Below are 14,777 nucleotides of genomic sequence, written 5' to 3' on the forward strand. Positions count from 1 at the left end.
CTTCCGGCCGCCCGGGCAACCCAGAGCCCGGGCGGCCGTGTCGTAGCGCATATGACGCACGACTTGGTCACCACCCTGCGCCCGCTGCTCACCGCCGAGGCCTCCGCCGAGGCACATGCCACCGGTACGGAACCGGGCGACCTGGAACAGGCGGTCTGGCTCCGCCTCCTGGAGCACCTGGAGACCCAGGGCCCGCCGCTGGACCCGCCCGGCTGGCTCCGCCGCGCGGTCCGCTCCGAGTCCCGCCGCAGCCGTCGTACGACCCGACGCGAGCAGCCGTACGACACCGAGCCCGCGGCCGACGACGGCCGGACCCCCGAAGAGCTCACCCTGGCCGCGGCCCGCCGCCGGGCCCTGTACGACGCGGTGCGTCGGCTGCCCGGCCGCTGCCCCTCCCTCATGGCCGCCCTGCTCTCCCCGAGAGACCTCACGTACCGGGAGATCGCGGGTGAGTTGGGTATCTCACAGGGAAGTCTCGGTCCGGAACGCTCCAGATGTCTCGGTTGTCTTCGCAGATTGCTCACACCGGAGGTTGCGACACGCCGGGCGCGGGGATAGGAGTGGGGGACAACAGGCGATCAGGTGAGCGGGAGGCGTGCGCACATGGGCATGAGCGTGACCATCTCTGCGGCGGCCGAGCAGGACGCGGAGCAGATCTTCAGGCTGCAGTACCTGTGCTTCCAGAGTGAGGCGGCGCTGTACGGCAACTACCGCATCGATCCGCTCGTCCAGAGCCTGGACTCGGTCCGTGCGGAGGTGGCCTCGGACTGCGTCTTCGTCGCCCGCCTGGGCGAGGAGGTGGTTGGCTCGGTCCGCGGCCATGTCACCGAGGACGGCTCGGCCGCCATCGGCAAACTCTGCGTCCACCCCCGCCTCCAGGGCCACGGAATCGGCGCCCGTCTCCTCCGTGCGGCGGAATCCGCCCTCGCGGGAGAGCGCGGCGCCACCAGCTTCCGCCTCTTCACCGGCCACCGCAGCGAGGGCAACCTCCGCCTGTACCGCAAGGTCGGCTACCAGACGGTGGGTACCTCGGAGGGCGCGGACGGCGTCCCGATGATCGTCCTGGAGAAGCCGGCGGGCGCATACGCAGCCACGGCTTGATCACCCACCCAGGGGCGCGGGGAACTGCGCGACCAGCCAAATCCGGCCGGATGCCGCCCGGCAGACCTCAGGCGGCATCCCCGGTGGGCGCACCCTTCCGCAACCAGTAAATGGCGGAAAGCGGCAGCAGCACGGGAATGAACAGATACCCGATCCCGAAGTCCGACCACACTGTCGCGTCCGGGAACGCCGACGGCTCGACCAGCGTCCAGGTGCCCACCGTCAACACCCCCAGCAGCTCGACGACACAGCACACCAGCGCCGCCTTGCGCGCGGTCTCCCCGCCCCGCACCAGCGAGTACGTGATGAACCCGTAGACCACCCCCGCCACCGCGGACAGCGAATACGCGAGCGGCGCATGGTCGAACTCGGTGGAGATCTGCACGGCGGACCGCGACACCGCCCCCACCACCATCACGCCGTACAACCAGACGAGCAGCGTGCCCGGCCCACTGGTCAGCCGTCGCCGACCCGCCTCAGCTTCCCCAGATGTCATAGAGCCGCACCTCCAGAACGGCCAGCACCACACCGCCGGCGGCAACCGTCACCGATCCCCACCGCGTCCGCTCCGCGAGCGACATGAACCCCGCCGCCGGCACACACGCGAACGCCCCCAGCAGATAGGCGACGAAGATCGTCGTACCCTGCTCCGGCTTCTCGCCCCGCGCGAGCTGCACGATCCCGACCACCAGCTGCACCAGCGCCAGCACGGAGACGACGGCCATCCCGATGAAGTGCCAGTCCTTGGTCGGCTGGTCGCGGTAGGCCGCCCAGCCGCACCACGCGGCGAGCAGAAGCGCGGCGACGCCGGTCACCAGCGTCAGGGCATCAAACATGCGGCGAGCCTATTACGGCCCAAAAGGCCTGATGCCGCCGCCCCCACCCGGCACCGTAGGGTCGAAGCCATGAAGATCCATGCCGAAGCCCTCCTGTTCGACAACGACGGAACCCTCGTCTCCTCCCTCGAATCCGTCCACCGCTGCTGGACGCGCTGGGCCGAGGAGTACGGCATCACCGCCGAGGCCTTCGCGCGGGTCGAACTGCACGGCCGCCCCGCCGTCGAGATAGCCGCCGACCTGCTCCCCGCCGACGTCGTACCGGAGGCGGTCGCGAGGATCGAGCTGCTGGAGGTGGAGGACGTGCCCAACGGCGGTGTCCACCTGCTGCCCGGCACCAAGGCTCTCCTCGGCGCGCTGCCCGCCGACCGCTGGGCCGTGGTCACCTCCGCCACCCGCCGTCTCGCCGAGGCCCGCCTCGAAGCGGTCGGCATCCTGCCCAAGACGCTGATCGCCGCCGACGACGTCACCCGCGGCAAGCCCGACCCCGAGCCCTACCTCCTCGCGGCCAGGGAACTCGGTGTCGACCCGACCCGCTGTGTCGTCCTCGAGGACGCTCCCGCGGGTCTGCGCGCAGGTCGCGCCGCCGGTATGACCACCGTGGCCTTGACCACAACCCACCAGGCCCACGAGCTCGACGCCGATCTCGTCGTCGAGGACCTGTCGGCCCTGTCGGTGCTGGTCACCGACGGGGGAGTGGAGATCTCCGACCGCGCCTGACGGCCTGTCCACCGCTGTCCGTCATACGGACAGCGGTTCTTGGTCACTCCCATACTTCTGCTTTACTGATCGCATGACCACGACGAGCTGCCGCACCCTTGCGACCGAGGCGACCATGACGCCCGGTGCTCGTTGTATGTGTCGAATGTGCGCCTGCTAGAGGCCTTCGCACCCCCCTGGCACGTCCGTACGCGCTGAACGCCGTACGAGACCCCTGTGCCCGCGCACGACTTCCCTCCCGTACCAGGGCACACCCACGCCCGCGTACTCGACAGTGACGGAAACCCAGTGATCACGACAACAGGCCTGACCAAGGTCTACCGCTCGCGCGGCCGTGAGGTCACCGCCCTGGACGGCGTCGATCTCCATGTCCGCGAGGGCGAGGTGTACGGCGTCATCGGCCAGTCCGGTGCCGGCAAGTCCTCCCTCATCCGCTGCGTCAACCTGCTGGAGCGTCCCACCGCCGGCACGGTCACGGTCGCCGGACAGGACCTCACCGCCCTGGCCGGACGCGGACCGCGCGCGGGCCGGGAACTGCGGCGGGCGCGCAGCCGTATCGGCATGGTCTTCCAGCACTTCAACCTGCTGTCCACCCGGACCGTCCAGGACAACGTCGAGCTGCCCCTGGAGATCCTCGGGAAGTCCGGCAAGGAGCGCTCCCGCAAGGCGCTCGAACTGCTGGACCTGGTCGGACTCGCCGACAAGGCGGGCGCCTACCCGGCCCAGCTCTCCGGCGGCCAGAAGCAGCGCGTCGGCATCGCCCGCGCCCTGGCCGGCGACCCCAAGGTCCTGCTCTCCGACGAGGCCACCAGCGCCCTCGACCCGGAGACCACCCGCTCGATCCTCCAGCTGCTGCGCGACCTGAACCGGCAGCTGGGGCTCACCGTCCTGCTCATCACCCACGAGATGGACGTCGTGAAGTCGATCTGCGACTCGGCCGCCCTGATGGAGAACGGCCGCGTCGTCGAGTCCGGCACGGTCAGCGAACTGCTCGCCACCCCCGGCTCCGAGCTGGCCTCCGCCCTCTTCCCCGTCGGCGGCGAGGCCACCGGCGAGGACCGGACCGTCCTCGACGTCACCTTCCAGGGCGAGGCGGCCACCCAGCCGGTCATCTCCCAGCTGTCCCGCACCTACAACATCGACATCTCGATCCTCGGCGCGGCCATCGACACCGTCGGCGGCCTCCAGGTCGGCCGGATGCGCATCGAACTGCCCGGCCGCTACGAGGACAACGTCGTACCGGTCGGCTTCCTGCGCGAGCAGGGCCTCCAGATCGACGTCGTCGGTGAGCCCCAGCTGGTGAAGGAAGGTGCCAAGTGACCTGGTCCGAGATGCAGCCCCTGCTGGAGCAGGCGTGTTGGGACACCCTCTACATGGTGGGCTGGTCCACGGTCATCGCCGTCGTGGGCGGCCTTCCGCTCGGCGTCCTCCTCGTCCTCACCGACCGGGGCGGGCTCCTCCAGAACGTCGTCGCGAACAAGGTCATCGGGCAGGTCGTGAACGTCGCCCGCTCGATGCCGTTCATCATCCTGATGGTCGCGCTGATGGGCTTCACCCGCTCGATCACCGGCACGACCATCGGCCGCGAGGCCGCCATCGTGCCGCTCGCCATCGGGGCCATCCCGTTCTTCGCGCGCCTGGTCGAGACGGCTGTCCGGGAAGTGGACGGCGGGCTCGTGGAGGCCGTGCAGTCGATGGGCGGCAACACCTGGACCGTCGTCCGCAAGGTCCTCGTACCGGAGGCGCTGCCCTCGCTGATCGCCAGCACCACCACCACGATCGTCGCCCTCATCGGCTACTCCGCGATGGCAGGCACGGTCGGCGCGGGCGGCCTCGGCGACATCGCCATCCGTTACGGCTACCAGCGCTTCGAGACCCAGCTCATGTGGATCACCGTCGCGATCCTCGCCGTCGTCATCTCGCTCATCCAGTTCGCCGGCGACTACGCGGCCCGCTCGCTGCACAGCCGGGGCGGGACATCGGGCCCGGCGCCGAGACTGCGGCTGCTGAAGGCCGCGACGGCGGACACCAAGACCGTCTGAGACACCCCGCACACCCTTCGCGGGATCGCTGCACCCAAAAGGAAAGGCACTTTTCGTGCGTAACACCGCAAAGCTCACCACCGCCGTCCTCGCCGCCGGAGCCCTCACCTTCGGCCTCGGCGCCTGCGGTTCGTCCGGCTCGGACTCCGCCTCCGACACCAGCGGCCCGCTGGTCGTCGCCGCGAGCCCGACCCCGCACGCCGAGATCCTGAACTACATCAAGGAGAACCTGGCGAAGAAGGCCGGACTCGACCTGGAGGTCAAGGAGTTCACCGACTACGTCACGCCGAACACGGCGACGGAGGACGGCTCGGTCGACGCCAACTACTTCCAGAACCAGCCGTACCTCGACGACTTCAACAAGAAGAACGGCACCCACATCGTGCCCGTCGTCACGGTCCACCTGGAGCCGCTCGGCCTCTACTCCAACAAGGTCAAGAGCGCGGACGCCCTCAAGAGCGGTGCGACGATCGCCGTCCCGAACGACAGCGTCAACGAGGCCCGTGCCCTCAAGCTCCTCGACGCCAACGGGATCATCACCCTCAAGGACGGCGTGGGCAACGAGGCGACCCCCTCGGACATCGCGAAGAACCCGAAGAACCTCAAGTTCAAGGAGCTGGAGGCGGCCCAGACCCCGCGCTCCCTGGACGACGTCGACGCGGCCGTCATCAACGGCAACTACGCCATCGAGGCCGACCTCAAGCCCGCCGACGACGCCCTCGTGCTGGAGTCCGCCAAGGACAACCCGTACGGCAACTTCCTCGCGGTGAAGGACGGCAACGAGGACGACCCGCGGGTCGAGAAGCTCGCGAAGCTCCTCACCTCCGCCGAGGTCAAGAAGTTCATCGAGGACAAGTACGACGGCTCCGTCATCGCCTCCTTCTGAGAGACGTCCTTCTGAGACACGGCCACAGCGGACAGGGTCCGCTCCGTCACATGGAGTGGACCCTGTGGTGCGGTCGCGTGCCTCCATGCTGCATGCTGGGCAGTTCGCAGGCCCTGAAGGTTTCCGACGATTACGGAGCGGCGCATGACTGGCACCTTCCCCAACATCTCCATCAGCACGGAGCGGTTGGTGCTGCGTCCTCTCGATGAGGACGACGTGCCCGCGCTGGCCGAGATGATGAACGACGAGCAGGTCGGGGCCTGGACCGACGTCCCCCAGCCCTACACCGAGGAGCAGGCGCGCGGCTGGATCACCGAGTACGCGCCCACCGAACGCGAGGCGGGCCGCGGAATCGACCTCGCCGTCACCGAGTTCCTCACCCAGCGCCTGGTCGGCATCGTCCAGCTCGCCAGGACCAACTGGCACGTCCGGTCCACCGAGCTGTCGTACATCATCGCCCCCTGGGCCCGCGGCGAGGGGTACGCCTCCGAGGCGGCGCTCGCCACCGCGCAGTGGCTCTTCGGCGACCAGAAGCTCGAGCGCATCGAGTTGCGCACGGCGGCCGACAACACCGCGTCCCAGCAGGTCGCCCAGAAGATCGGCTGCATCAGCGAGGGCGTCCTGCGCAACGCCTGCATAGCGCACCATCGCACCGAGGACGGCACCTGGACCGACGTCCGCACCGACTTCATCGTGTGGAGCCTGCTGCCCGAGGACATCGAGGGTGCGGGCGAGCAGCTGGCCGACAGCGGTGACTTCACGACGTACTCGGACTGGAACTGACCGGATCCCGTCCCAGCCCGACGAAAGCGCTTCCCCGTCGTACCGGGTAACCTCCCGACGACCACCTGCGCACACTCCTGGAGACTGAGAGAAGATGGCCGACCGGGTCACGGTGATCGGCTGGGACGGCTCGCCGCTGACCGCCGCGGCACGCGCCGCCCTCGGCGCCGCCACGCTCGTGGCGGGCGCCGCGCACCACCTGGCACTCCCCGAGGTGCCGCCCGCCGCCGAGCGCATCCGCCTCGGCAGCGTCGCCCTCGCCGCCCGCCGCATCACCGGCCACCGCGGCACCGCGGTCGTGCTCGCCGACGGCGATCCCGGGTTCTTCGGAGTCGTACGGACCCTGCGCGCACCCGAGTTCGGCCTGGAGGTCGAGGTCGTCCCCGGGGTCTCCTCGGTCGCCGCCGCCTTCGCCCGCGCCGGTATGGCCTGGGACGACGCCCAGGTGGTCGTCGCACACCGGCGCACCCTGCGACGCGCGGTGAACGTGTGCCGGGCCCACACCAAGGTCGCCGTCCTCACCTCACCCGGCGCGGGCCCCGCCGAACTCGGCCTGCTGATGGAGGGCGTCCACCGCACCTTCGTCATCTGCGAGGAACTGGGCACCGACCGCGAGCAGGTCACCGTCGTCACCTCCGACAAGGCCGCCGACCACACCTGGCGCGACCCCAACCTCGTGATCGTCATCGGCGGAACCGCCACCGTGACGGACGGCGGCGGCTGGATCGCCGGCCGTGACCCGTCCGCGGCCCCGCGCGGCTGGACCCTGCCCGCCGAGGCGTACGGCGGTCTCATGGGCGAAGGCGAACTGGAACCGCTCCGCGCGGCCCAACTCGCCCGGCTCGGCCCGCGCGTCGGGGACCTGGTCTGGGACATCGGCTGCGGCAGCGGCGCCTTCGCCACCGAGGCCGCCCGGGCCGGGGCCGCCGTCATCGCCGTCGACCGCGATCTGCGGGCCTGCGAGCGCACCGAGGCCAACGCGCGCGCCTTCGGACTCCAGCTCCAGATCGTCCCCGGCATCGCCCCGCACGTCCTGGAGAACCTCCCCGAGCCCGACGTCGTCCGTGTCGGCGGCGGGGGCCTCGCCGTGGTCTCCGCGGTCGCGGACCGGCGTCCGCAGCGCATCGTCGCCCACGCGGCCACCCGTGACGAGGCCGAACTCCTCGGCCGGGACCTCACCGAGCACGGCTACCGGGTCGAGTGCGCCCTCCTCCAGTCCGTCGAACTCGACACCAGGGCCTGGACGGAGACGGAACGGAGTGTCGCGTTCCTGCTCAGCGGGGTTCTCCCGGACCGTACGGCCTGACCCTGTCGGCCCTCGGATCACCGTCCCGGTGATCCTGTTGTCGTACTGCTCGCGGTAGGCTGGCCGACCGTTGTACCGCACCGGGTGGACCGGCACTTCGTTCGTCAATGTCCGGAAAGCGCGCCCGTTTTGGGGCAGGTGTGGTACGGCGGAACCGGAGGACGCGCAACGTGGCGCAGTCCACAGCAGACCGTCGCGGATCAAGCTGTCGCGACGGCCGAACGGCCGGGACAATGCCAGTTAATGGCTTTGTCGTCTTTCTCGGCGGGCCGTTCGTGCCGCTGGGCACGCACGCTCGTTCTTCACTACGGGGGCGGTCGGTGCGCCGTCCCCGGTGAGCTGGTCGTAGAAGCACTAACCGATGGGCGAGGGGTACGCATGACCGACACCGGCCAGGTCCCGGGCGAGGGACTGCCGGAGAACGCAGGCATGGTGGAACAGCCGGGCGTCCCCGCGCCGGGTGCGTACACCTACCTCTCCGAGACCACCGCCGAGGACGAAGACCTGTTGCTGCTGCCGGGCGCCCAGAGCCCCTGGGGCAACGAGGTCGCCCCGCCCGCACCGGAGCCGGTCGTCGACGCCGTCCACGAGCCCGGCCCGCACGAGATGTCCGGGCGCGACAGCGGCGCGCACGACCTCAGCGCGGTCCGCACGGCCCGGGCCCCGTCGACGCCGATCCCGCCCATCACGCCCCGTCGGCCCCTGCACCTCGGCCCGCCGATCCCCGACGCCTCCGCGAGCCCGGTCCGCTCCCTCGCCGACCGCGGCCCCGCGGGCGCGCCGGTACGCCAGCCCGCCGTGGCCGCGCCGGGCACCGAGTACTTCGACGCCCCCCAGCCGCAGGGCGCGGTCCCGTGGGGCGCGCCCTCCCAGGCCGCCGTCCAGACGCCGGTGAGCACGGTGGCCCAGGCTGCCGAAACGGTTGTTCCGGCCCCGGAGCCGGTGGGCGCCGCGCAGGCCGCGGTGGCCCGGCTGGCGTCCGAGGCCGGCGCCGCGGGGTACGAGGTGCCGACGGAGGCGCCGGTGGCCGCCGAGGGGGCCTACGCCCCGGAGCCCGCCGAGGTGCCCGCTCCTGGAACCGGGCAGGTTCTGGAGGACGGGGGCGACTCGGGGGACGGGTCTGTGCCTGTCGCCGCCGTGGATCCGGCTGCCGAGCAGGGGTCGGTCGAGGGAGCCGACCTGGGCGCGGGGCAGGTGCCGGGGGACGGGTCCGTGCCGGACGCTGCCTTGGGTGAGGTGCCGGGGGAGGGCGTCGCGCTCGACGCGGCACAGGTCGTGGCGGACGCGGCACAGGTCGTGGCGGAGGACGCCGCCGAGGCCGCCGAAGCCGTGCCGGTGACCGAGGACGTACAGGCTGGAGACGTGGCCGAGGCCGCTCCCGCTGCGGAGGAGCCCCTGCCGGAGGCCGTGGCTGTCGAGGGGACGCCCGCTCCCGAGGCCGCTGTTCCGGATGCCGTTGCTCCCGAGGTCGTGGAGCCGGTCGCCGAGGCTGTCGTGCCAGAGGTGGAGATCGCCGGAGCCGAGTCGCCCACGGACGGCCAGGTCGCTGATGCCGAGGAGGCCCCGCAGGCCGCCGACGTGCCGGAAACGGTCGTTGTCGAGGACGCGGGCCTGTCTGCGGAGACGGACGCCGCTCAGGTGCTGGCCGCTGCTGAGGAACCCGTCGCCGCCGAGGAGACGGACGCGCTGCCCGAGTCCGAGGGCGCCGTCGCCACTCCGGAAGCCGCACCGCCGACCGAGGAAGCCGCGCCCCTCGCTGCGGAACTCGCCGGTCCGGAAGCCGCGCTCCCCGGTGAGATGCCCGTCGCCGAGTCCGCCCCGGATGCCCCCGAAGCCGTAGCCCTCCCGGAGGCGGTGGAGCCCGAGCAGGCCCCGCAGCCCACGGAGGTCCCCGCCGAGGACGCCGTCGCCGCCCCGCTTCCCGAGCCGCAGGCCGAGCAGCCGGTACCGGCCCCGGAGCAGGCCCAGGAGTCCGCCCCGGACACCCTGCCCGTAGCGGGCCCGCAGGACCCCCACCTCCTCCCGGCCCCGGACTCCGCCGAGCCCGTCGCCGCGGAGCCGGCCGCCGTCGACGTACAGCCGATGGACCCGGCCCCCGAAGCGCAGCCCCTGTCGGCCCCCACCGCACCGGAGGACGTCACGGCCATCCCGGACCAGGCGCCGCAGGGCCCGCAGCCGCTGCCCGCCGAACTTCCCGACGCCCAGCCGCAGTTCGCCGACGCCGCAGCCGCCGAGGTGCCCGTGGTGCTGCCCGCCGGGGTGCCCACCGAGCCTCAACCGGGCCAGCCGCTCGGCGAGTTCGTGCCCGTGGACGGTCAGGTGCCGACCACCCCGCACCTCGCGCCGACCCCGCCGCACCCCTTGCGGCTGCCCGTGGACGACGGACAGCAGCCGGTGGTCCCGGCCCCCCGCGAGGCCGACGCCGACGCCGAACTCGTACAGCAGGCCGACGACTTGGACACCAGAGCGGCCGATCAGGAAGACCAGGACGTCCAGCAGGTCCAGGGAGACCAGCACGTCCAGCAGGTCCAGGAAGAAGTGAGCACGGCCCCCGTGGAAGAAGCACGCCAGTCCACGGGTCCCGCCGCGCCCGCCTACGACGACGCCGAGCGCGAGGCCGTTCTCAAGGTCATGCGGGAGCGCCGGGACATCCGCAACGGCTTCCGCAGCGACCCGATCCCGCACGAGGTGCTGCTCCGGGTGCTGGAGGCCGCGCACACCGCGCCCTCCGTGGGCCACTCGCAGCCCTGGGACTTCGTCGTCATCCGCTCCGCCGAGACCCGCGGCGCGATGCACGAACTCGCCCAGCGCCAGCGCGACGCGTACGCCAAGTCGCTGCCCAAGGGCCGGGCCAAGCAGTTCAAGGAACTGAAGATCGAGGCCATCCTCGACACCCCGGTGAACATCGTCGTCACCGCCGATCCCACGCGCGGCGGCCGCCACACCCTCGGCCGGCACACCCAGCCGCAGATGGCCCCGTACTCCGCCGCGCTCGCCGTCGAGAACCTCTGGCTCGCCGCCCGCGCCGAAGGCCTGGGCGTCGGCTGGGTCAGCTTCTTCGACGAGCGCGAGATGGTCCGCGCGCTGGGGCTGCCCGAGCACCTCGAAGTCATCGCCTACCTGTGCGTCGGGTACGTCGACGAGTTCCCGGACGAGCCCGAGCTGATGCAGGCCGGCTGGTCCAAGCGGCGCCCGCTGTCGTGGGTCGTGCACGAGGAGACGTACGGCCGTCGCGCCCTGCCCGGCGAGGAGCCGCACGACCTGCTCGGCGAGACCGTCGCGCAGATCCGCCCGCTGGACGCCAAGGCGCTCGGCGAGGCCTGGGAGCGGCAGAAGCGGATGACGAAGCCGCCGGGTTCGCTCGGCATGCTGGAGATCATCTCCGCCCAGCTGTCCGGGCTTTCGCGGCAGTGCCCGCCGCCGATCCCGGAGCCCGCGGCCGTCGCGATCTTCGCCGGCGACCACGGTGTGCACGCCCAGGGCGTCACCCCCTGGCCGCAGGAGGTGACGGCCCAGATGGTCGCCAACTTCCTCGGCGGCGGCGCAGTTTGCAACGCCTTCGCCGGTCAGGTGGGCGCCGAGGTGTGCGTGGTGGACGTCGGCGTCGCGGCCGAACTCCCGGCCACGCCCGGGCTGTTGCCCCGCAAGATCCGGGCCGGCACGTCGGACATGACCACCGGTCCCGCGATGAGCCGCGAGGAGGCCAAGCAGGCCATCGAGGTGGGCATCGAGACGGCCCGCGACCTCGTCGCCGCCGGCAACAAGGCCCTCCTCACAGGTGAGATGGGCATCGCGAACACCACAGCGTCCGCCGCTCTGATCTCGGTCTTCACGGGCACCGACCCCGCCGAGGTCACCGGTCGCGGCACCGGCATCAACGACGAGACCCTCGCCCGCAAGACCGAGGTCGTCCGCCGCGCGATCGAGCTCCACAGCCCGGACCCGGCCGATCCCATCGGCGTACTGGCCGCCATCGGTGGCTTCGAACACGCCGCGATGGTGGGCCTGTTGCTGGGCGGAGCCTCCCTGCGCACCCCGGTCATCCTGGACGGCGTCAGCGCCGGTGCCGCCGCCCTGGTCGCCCGTGCCATCGCCCCCGAGGTCCTCGCGGCCTGCATCGCGGGCCACCGCAGCGCGGAACCCGGCCACGTGGCCGCCCTCAACAAACTCGGCCTGCGCCCCCTGGTCGACCTCGACCTCCGCCTGGGCGAGGGCACGGGCGCACTGCTGGCCCTTCCCCTGGTCCAGAGCACGGCCCGGGCGATGCACGAGGTGGCGACCTTCGACTCCGCAGGGGTCACCGAGAAGTAGCCGCGAGGAGGGGGCTCGGGGACGCCGTCCCCGAGCCCCCTCGCCTGTGTCGCCGTGTCCCTCTCCCGCCCGGGCGACGAAGCCCAGCCACCGGACACCCGCGCCGTCCTCCCCGCCCACCCCGTAAAATTCGCACGTCAGGGCCACTGCACTGCCGTAAAGAGGAGCCGCCCCTCATGGCCGAGAACCCCGCCTACCCCGTAGGCCTCCGCCTCACCGGCCGCAAGGTCGTCGTCCTCGGCGGCGGCCAGGTGGCCCAGCGCCGCCTCCCGGCCCTCATCGCGGCGGGCGCGGAGATCCTTCTCGTCTCCCCGGAGGTCACCCCCTCCGTCGAGGCGATGGCGGACGCGGGCGAGATCAGCTGGCAGCGGCGGCCGTACGAGGAGGGCGACCTCGAAGGCGCCTGGTACGCGCTGATCGCCACCGGTGACACGCAGGCGAACACCCTGGCCTCCGCCGAGGCCGAGCGACACCGCGTCTGGTGCGTCCGCTCCGACGACGCCGACGCGGCCACCGCCTGGACCCCGGCGACGGGCCACAGCGAGGGCGTCACCGTCGCCGTGCTCACCACGGACGCCAAGGGCCGCGACCCCCGCCACACCGCCGCCATCCGCGACGCGGTCGTCGAGGGCCTGCGCGACGGCACCCTGGTCGCCCCCCACCACCGCACCCGCACCCCCGGCGTCGCGCTTGTCGGCGGCGGCCCCGGCGACCCGGACCTGATCACCGTCCGCGGCCGCCGCCTCCTCGCCGAGGCCGACGTGGTCATCGCCGACCGCCTCGGCCCCCGCGACCTCCTCGCCGAACTCCCGCCGCACGTCGAGGTGATCGACGCGGCGAAGATCCCCTACGGCCGCTACATGGCCCAGGAGGCCATCAACAACGCCCTGATCGAGCACGCGAAGCAGGGCAAGTCGGTCGTACGGCTGAAGGGCGGGGACCCCTTCGTCTACGGCCGCGGCATGGAGGAGGTACAGGCGCTGGCCGACGTCGGCATCCCCTGCACCGTCGTCCCCGGCATCTCCAGCTCCATCTCGGTCCCGGGCGCGGCCGGCATCCCGGTCACCCACCGCGGGGTCGCCCATGAGTTCACCGTGGTCAGCGGGCATGTGGCCCCCGACGACGAGCGCTCCCTGGTCGACTGGCCCTCGCTCGCCAAGCTCACCGGCACGCTGGTGATCCTGATGGGCGTCGACAAGATCGGCCGGATCGCCGAGACGCTCGTCGCGCACGGCAAGTCCCCCGACCTGCCCGTCGCGCTGGTCCAGGAGGGCACCACCGCCGCCCAGCGCCGGGTCGACGCGACCCTGGCGACGGTCGCCGACGTGGTCCGCGCCGAGGGCGTGAAGCCCCCCGCGGTCATCGTCATCGGCGAGGTCGTCGCCGTAGGCCCGAAGACATTGGCGTAACCCGGGGTAACACACCCCTCCCAAGCCGTTGGCACCACACCCAGGACAAGGCAGTATCACCCTGTGGCCGATCTCATCACCGTCGATGACCCCGACGACCCGCGCCTGCACGACTACACGGGCCTGACCGACGTCGAACTGCGCCGCAAACGCGAACCCGCCGAGGGCCTGTTCATCGCCGAGGGCGAGAAAGTCATCCGGCGGGCCAAGGACGCGGGCTACGAGATGCGCTCCATGCTGCTGTCCGCCAAGTGGGTCGACGTCATGCGCGACGTCATCGACGAACTCCCCGCCCCGGTGTACGCCGTCAGCCCGGAACTCGCCGAACAGGTCACCGGCTACCACGTGCACCGCGGCGCCCTCGCCTCCATGCAGCGCAAACCGCTGCCCACGGCGGCCGAGCTGCTCCAGACCGCCCGCCGGGTCGTGGTCATGGAATCCGTGAACGACCACACCAACATCGGCGCGATCTTCCGCTCTGCGGCGGCCCTGGGCATGGACGCGGTCCTGCTGTCACCGGACTGCGCCGACCCGCTGTACCGCCGTAGCGTCAAGGTCTCGATGGGCGCGGTCTTCTCGGTGCCCTACGCCCGTCTCGACACCTGGCCCAAGGGCCTGGAGTCGGTCCGCGAGGCCGGCTTCACCCTCCTCGCCCTCACCCCCGACGCCAAGGCCAAGACCCTCGACGAGGCCGCCCCGCACAAGATGGACCGGGTCGCCCTGATGCTCGGCGCCGAGGGCGACGGCCTCACCACCCAGGCCTTGGTCGCCGCCGACGAATGGGTCCGCATCCCGATGGCCCACGGCGTCGACTCCCTGAACGTGGGCGCGGCGGCCGCGGTCGCCTTCTACGCGGTGGCGACGGGGCGACCGCAGGGCTGAACCCGGGGCGGGCCGTATGAGGGCGAGACCTTGGTCGACCCGCCAGGGGGAGACCTTGGCCGGGCCCGTAAGAGGGAGACCGGGGCCGGGCCCGTAGGTGGGAGGCCTCAGTCGGTGCCGTCGCCCGCCGACCGCTGCCGCGGCGCGTGGTCCGACGGCGTGTGCACCTGCCCGTGCCGCTGATCCCGTACGACGCCGCTGTCGCCGCCGAGTCCGCGCGACGGTCCCTCGCAGCCCTGGGCCGCGGCGATGCCGAGCGCCACCAGCAGGGTCACCACGACGAAGACGAACAGCCGCTGCCGGAGCAGCCGCGGATTCGCGGGACGGCGTCCGGTGCCGGTGTTCCTGGGGGCGGGGCGGCCGGTACCGCTGCGGGGCGCGGGTCGGCTGCCGCTGCCGGAACGGGTCGTGTTGCGGGTGCCCGGCGCGGAGCGGGGGCCGCCGGAACGGGGCGGGGGAGCACCGGTCCCGCGCGCGGGACCGCCGCCGGTGCGGGAGGGG

Annotated in this window: 13 protein-coding genes and 1 pseudogene; 11 read left to right on the top strand and 3 right to left on the bottom strand. The window is 72.1% G+C overall.

The window, feature by feature from the left end; all coding sequences use genetic code 11:
- Nucleotides 1-51: 51 nt before the first annotated feature.
- Nucleotides 52-558, top strand: a complete 507-nt coding sequence (locus tag G3I78_RS25420; protein WP_164428443.1) for a sigma-70 family RNA polymerase sigma factor — start codon at nt 52-54, stop codon at nt 556-558.
- A gap of 45 nt (nt 559-603) precedes the next feature.
- On the top strand, nt 604-1,101 hold the full coding sequence (locus G3I78_RS25425) for a GNAT family N-acetyltransferase (protein ID WP_164428445.1): 498 nt from the start codon (nt 604-606) through the stop codon (nt 1,099-1,101).
- A 67-nt stretch (nt 1,102-1,168) separates the two neighbouring features.
- Here the strand turns inward: G3I78_RS25425 and G3I78_RS25430 are convergent, their stop codons facing one another.
- The gene (locus tag G3I78_RS25430) at nt 1,169-1,597 is read right to left on the bottom strand and encodes a hypothetical protein (RefSeq protein WP_164428447.1); all 429 of its coding nucleotides are present in this window, start codon (nt 1,595-1,597) and stop codon (nt 1,169-1,171) included.
- Nucleotides 1,578-1,937, bottom strand: coding sequence for a hypothetical protein (locus G3I78_RS25435; protein ID WP_164428449.1), 360 nt, complete (start codon nt 1,935-1,937; stop codon nt 1,578-1,580). Before G3I78_RS25435 ends, G3I78_RS25430 begins: the two co-directional genes overlap by 20 nt.
- A 69-nt stretch (nt 1,938-2,006) precedes the next feature.
- Between G3I78_RS25435 and G3I78_RS25440 the strand changes: the two genes are divergently transcribed.
- The 9 genes from G3I78_RS25440 (at nt 2,007) to G3I78_RS25480 (ending at nt 14,276) form a co-directional block, all read left to right on the top strand.
- A complete protein-coding gene (locus G3I78_RS25440; RefSeq protein ID WP_164428451.1) occupies nt 2,007-2,657 on the top strand; it encodes an HAD family hydrolase in 651 nt (216 codons plus the stop codon).
- A 288-nt stretch (nt 2,658-2,945) separates the two neighbouring features.
- On the top strand, nt 2,946-3,977 hold the full coding sequence (locus G3I78_RS25445; RefSeq protein ID WP_164428454.1) for an ATP-binding cassette domain-containing protein: 1,032 nt from the start codon (nt 2,946-2,948) through the stop codon (nt 3,975-3,977).
- Entirely contained in the window at nt 3,974-4,699 is a 726-nt protein-coding gene (locus tag G3I78_RS25450) for a methionine ABC transporter permease (RefSeq protein WP_164428456.1), read from the top strand. The genes G3I78_RS25445 and G3I78_RS25450 overlap by 4 nt, the downstream gene beginning before the upstream one ends.
- 55 nt (nt 4,700-4,754) lie before the next feature.
- On the top strand, nt 4,755-5,585 hold the full coding sequence (locus G3I78_RS25455) for a MetQ/NlpA family ABC transporter substrate-binding protein (RefSeq protein WP_164428458.1): 831 nt from the start codon (nt 4,755-4,757) through the stop codon (nt 5,583-5,585).
- Between the two features lie 144 nt (nt 5,586-5,729).
- Complete coding sequence (locus tag G3I78_RS25460; protein ID WP_164428460.1) at nt 5,730-6,368, top strand: GNAT family N-acetyltransferase; 639 nt, start codon at nt 5,730-5,732, stop codon at nt 6,366-6,368.
- A 94-nt stretch (nt 6,369-6,462) separates the two neighbouring features.
- Nucleotides 6,463-7,674: a precorrin-6y C5,15-methyltransferase (decarboxylating) subunit CbiE gene (cbiE, locus tag G3I78_RS25465; protein WP_164428462.1), complete on the top strand. Its 1,212-nt coding sequence runs from the start codon at nt 6,463-6,465 to the stop codon at nt 7,672-7,674.
- A 378-nt stretch (nt 7,675-8,052) separates the two neighbouring features.
- Complete coding sequence (gene cobT, locus G3I78_RS25470) at nt 8,053-11,985, top strand: nicotinate-nucleotide--dimethylbenzimidazole phosphoribosyltransferase (RefSeq protein ID WP_164428464.1); 3,933 nt, start codon at nt 8,053-8,055, stop codon at nt 11,983-11,985.
- Between the two features lie 176 nt (nt 11,986-12,161).
- Nucleotides 12,162-13,394: a uroporphyrinogen-III C-methyltransferase gene (gene cobA, locus G3I78_RS25475; RefSeq protein WP_164428466.1), complete on the top strand. Its 1,233-nt coding sequence runs from the start codon at nt 12,162-12,164 to the stop codon at nt 13,392-13,394.
- A 63-nt stretch (nt 13,395-13,457) separates the two neighbouring features.
- Nucleotides 13,458-14,276: an RNA methyltransferase gene (locus G3I78_RS25480; protein WP_164428468.1), complete on the top strand. Its 819-nt coding sequence runs from the start codon at nt 13,458-13,460 to the stop codon at nt 14,274-14,276.
- 107 nt (nt 14,277-14,383) lie between these two features.
- Here the strand turns inward: G3I78_RS25480 and G3I78_RS25485 are convergent.
- Nucleotides 14,384-14,777, bottom strand: a pseudogene (locus tag G3I78_RS25485) (serine/threonine protein kinase); the annotation flags it as partial.

Origin of the sequence: Streptomyces sp. SID13726 (genome assembly GCF_010548375.1) — a bacterium.
Taxonomy (GTDB): domain Bacteria; phylum Actinomycetota; class Actinomycetes; order Streptomycetales; family Streptomycetaceae; genus Streptomyces.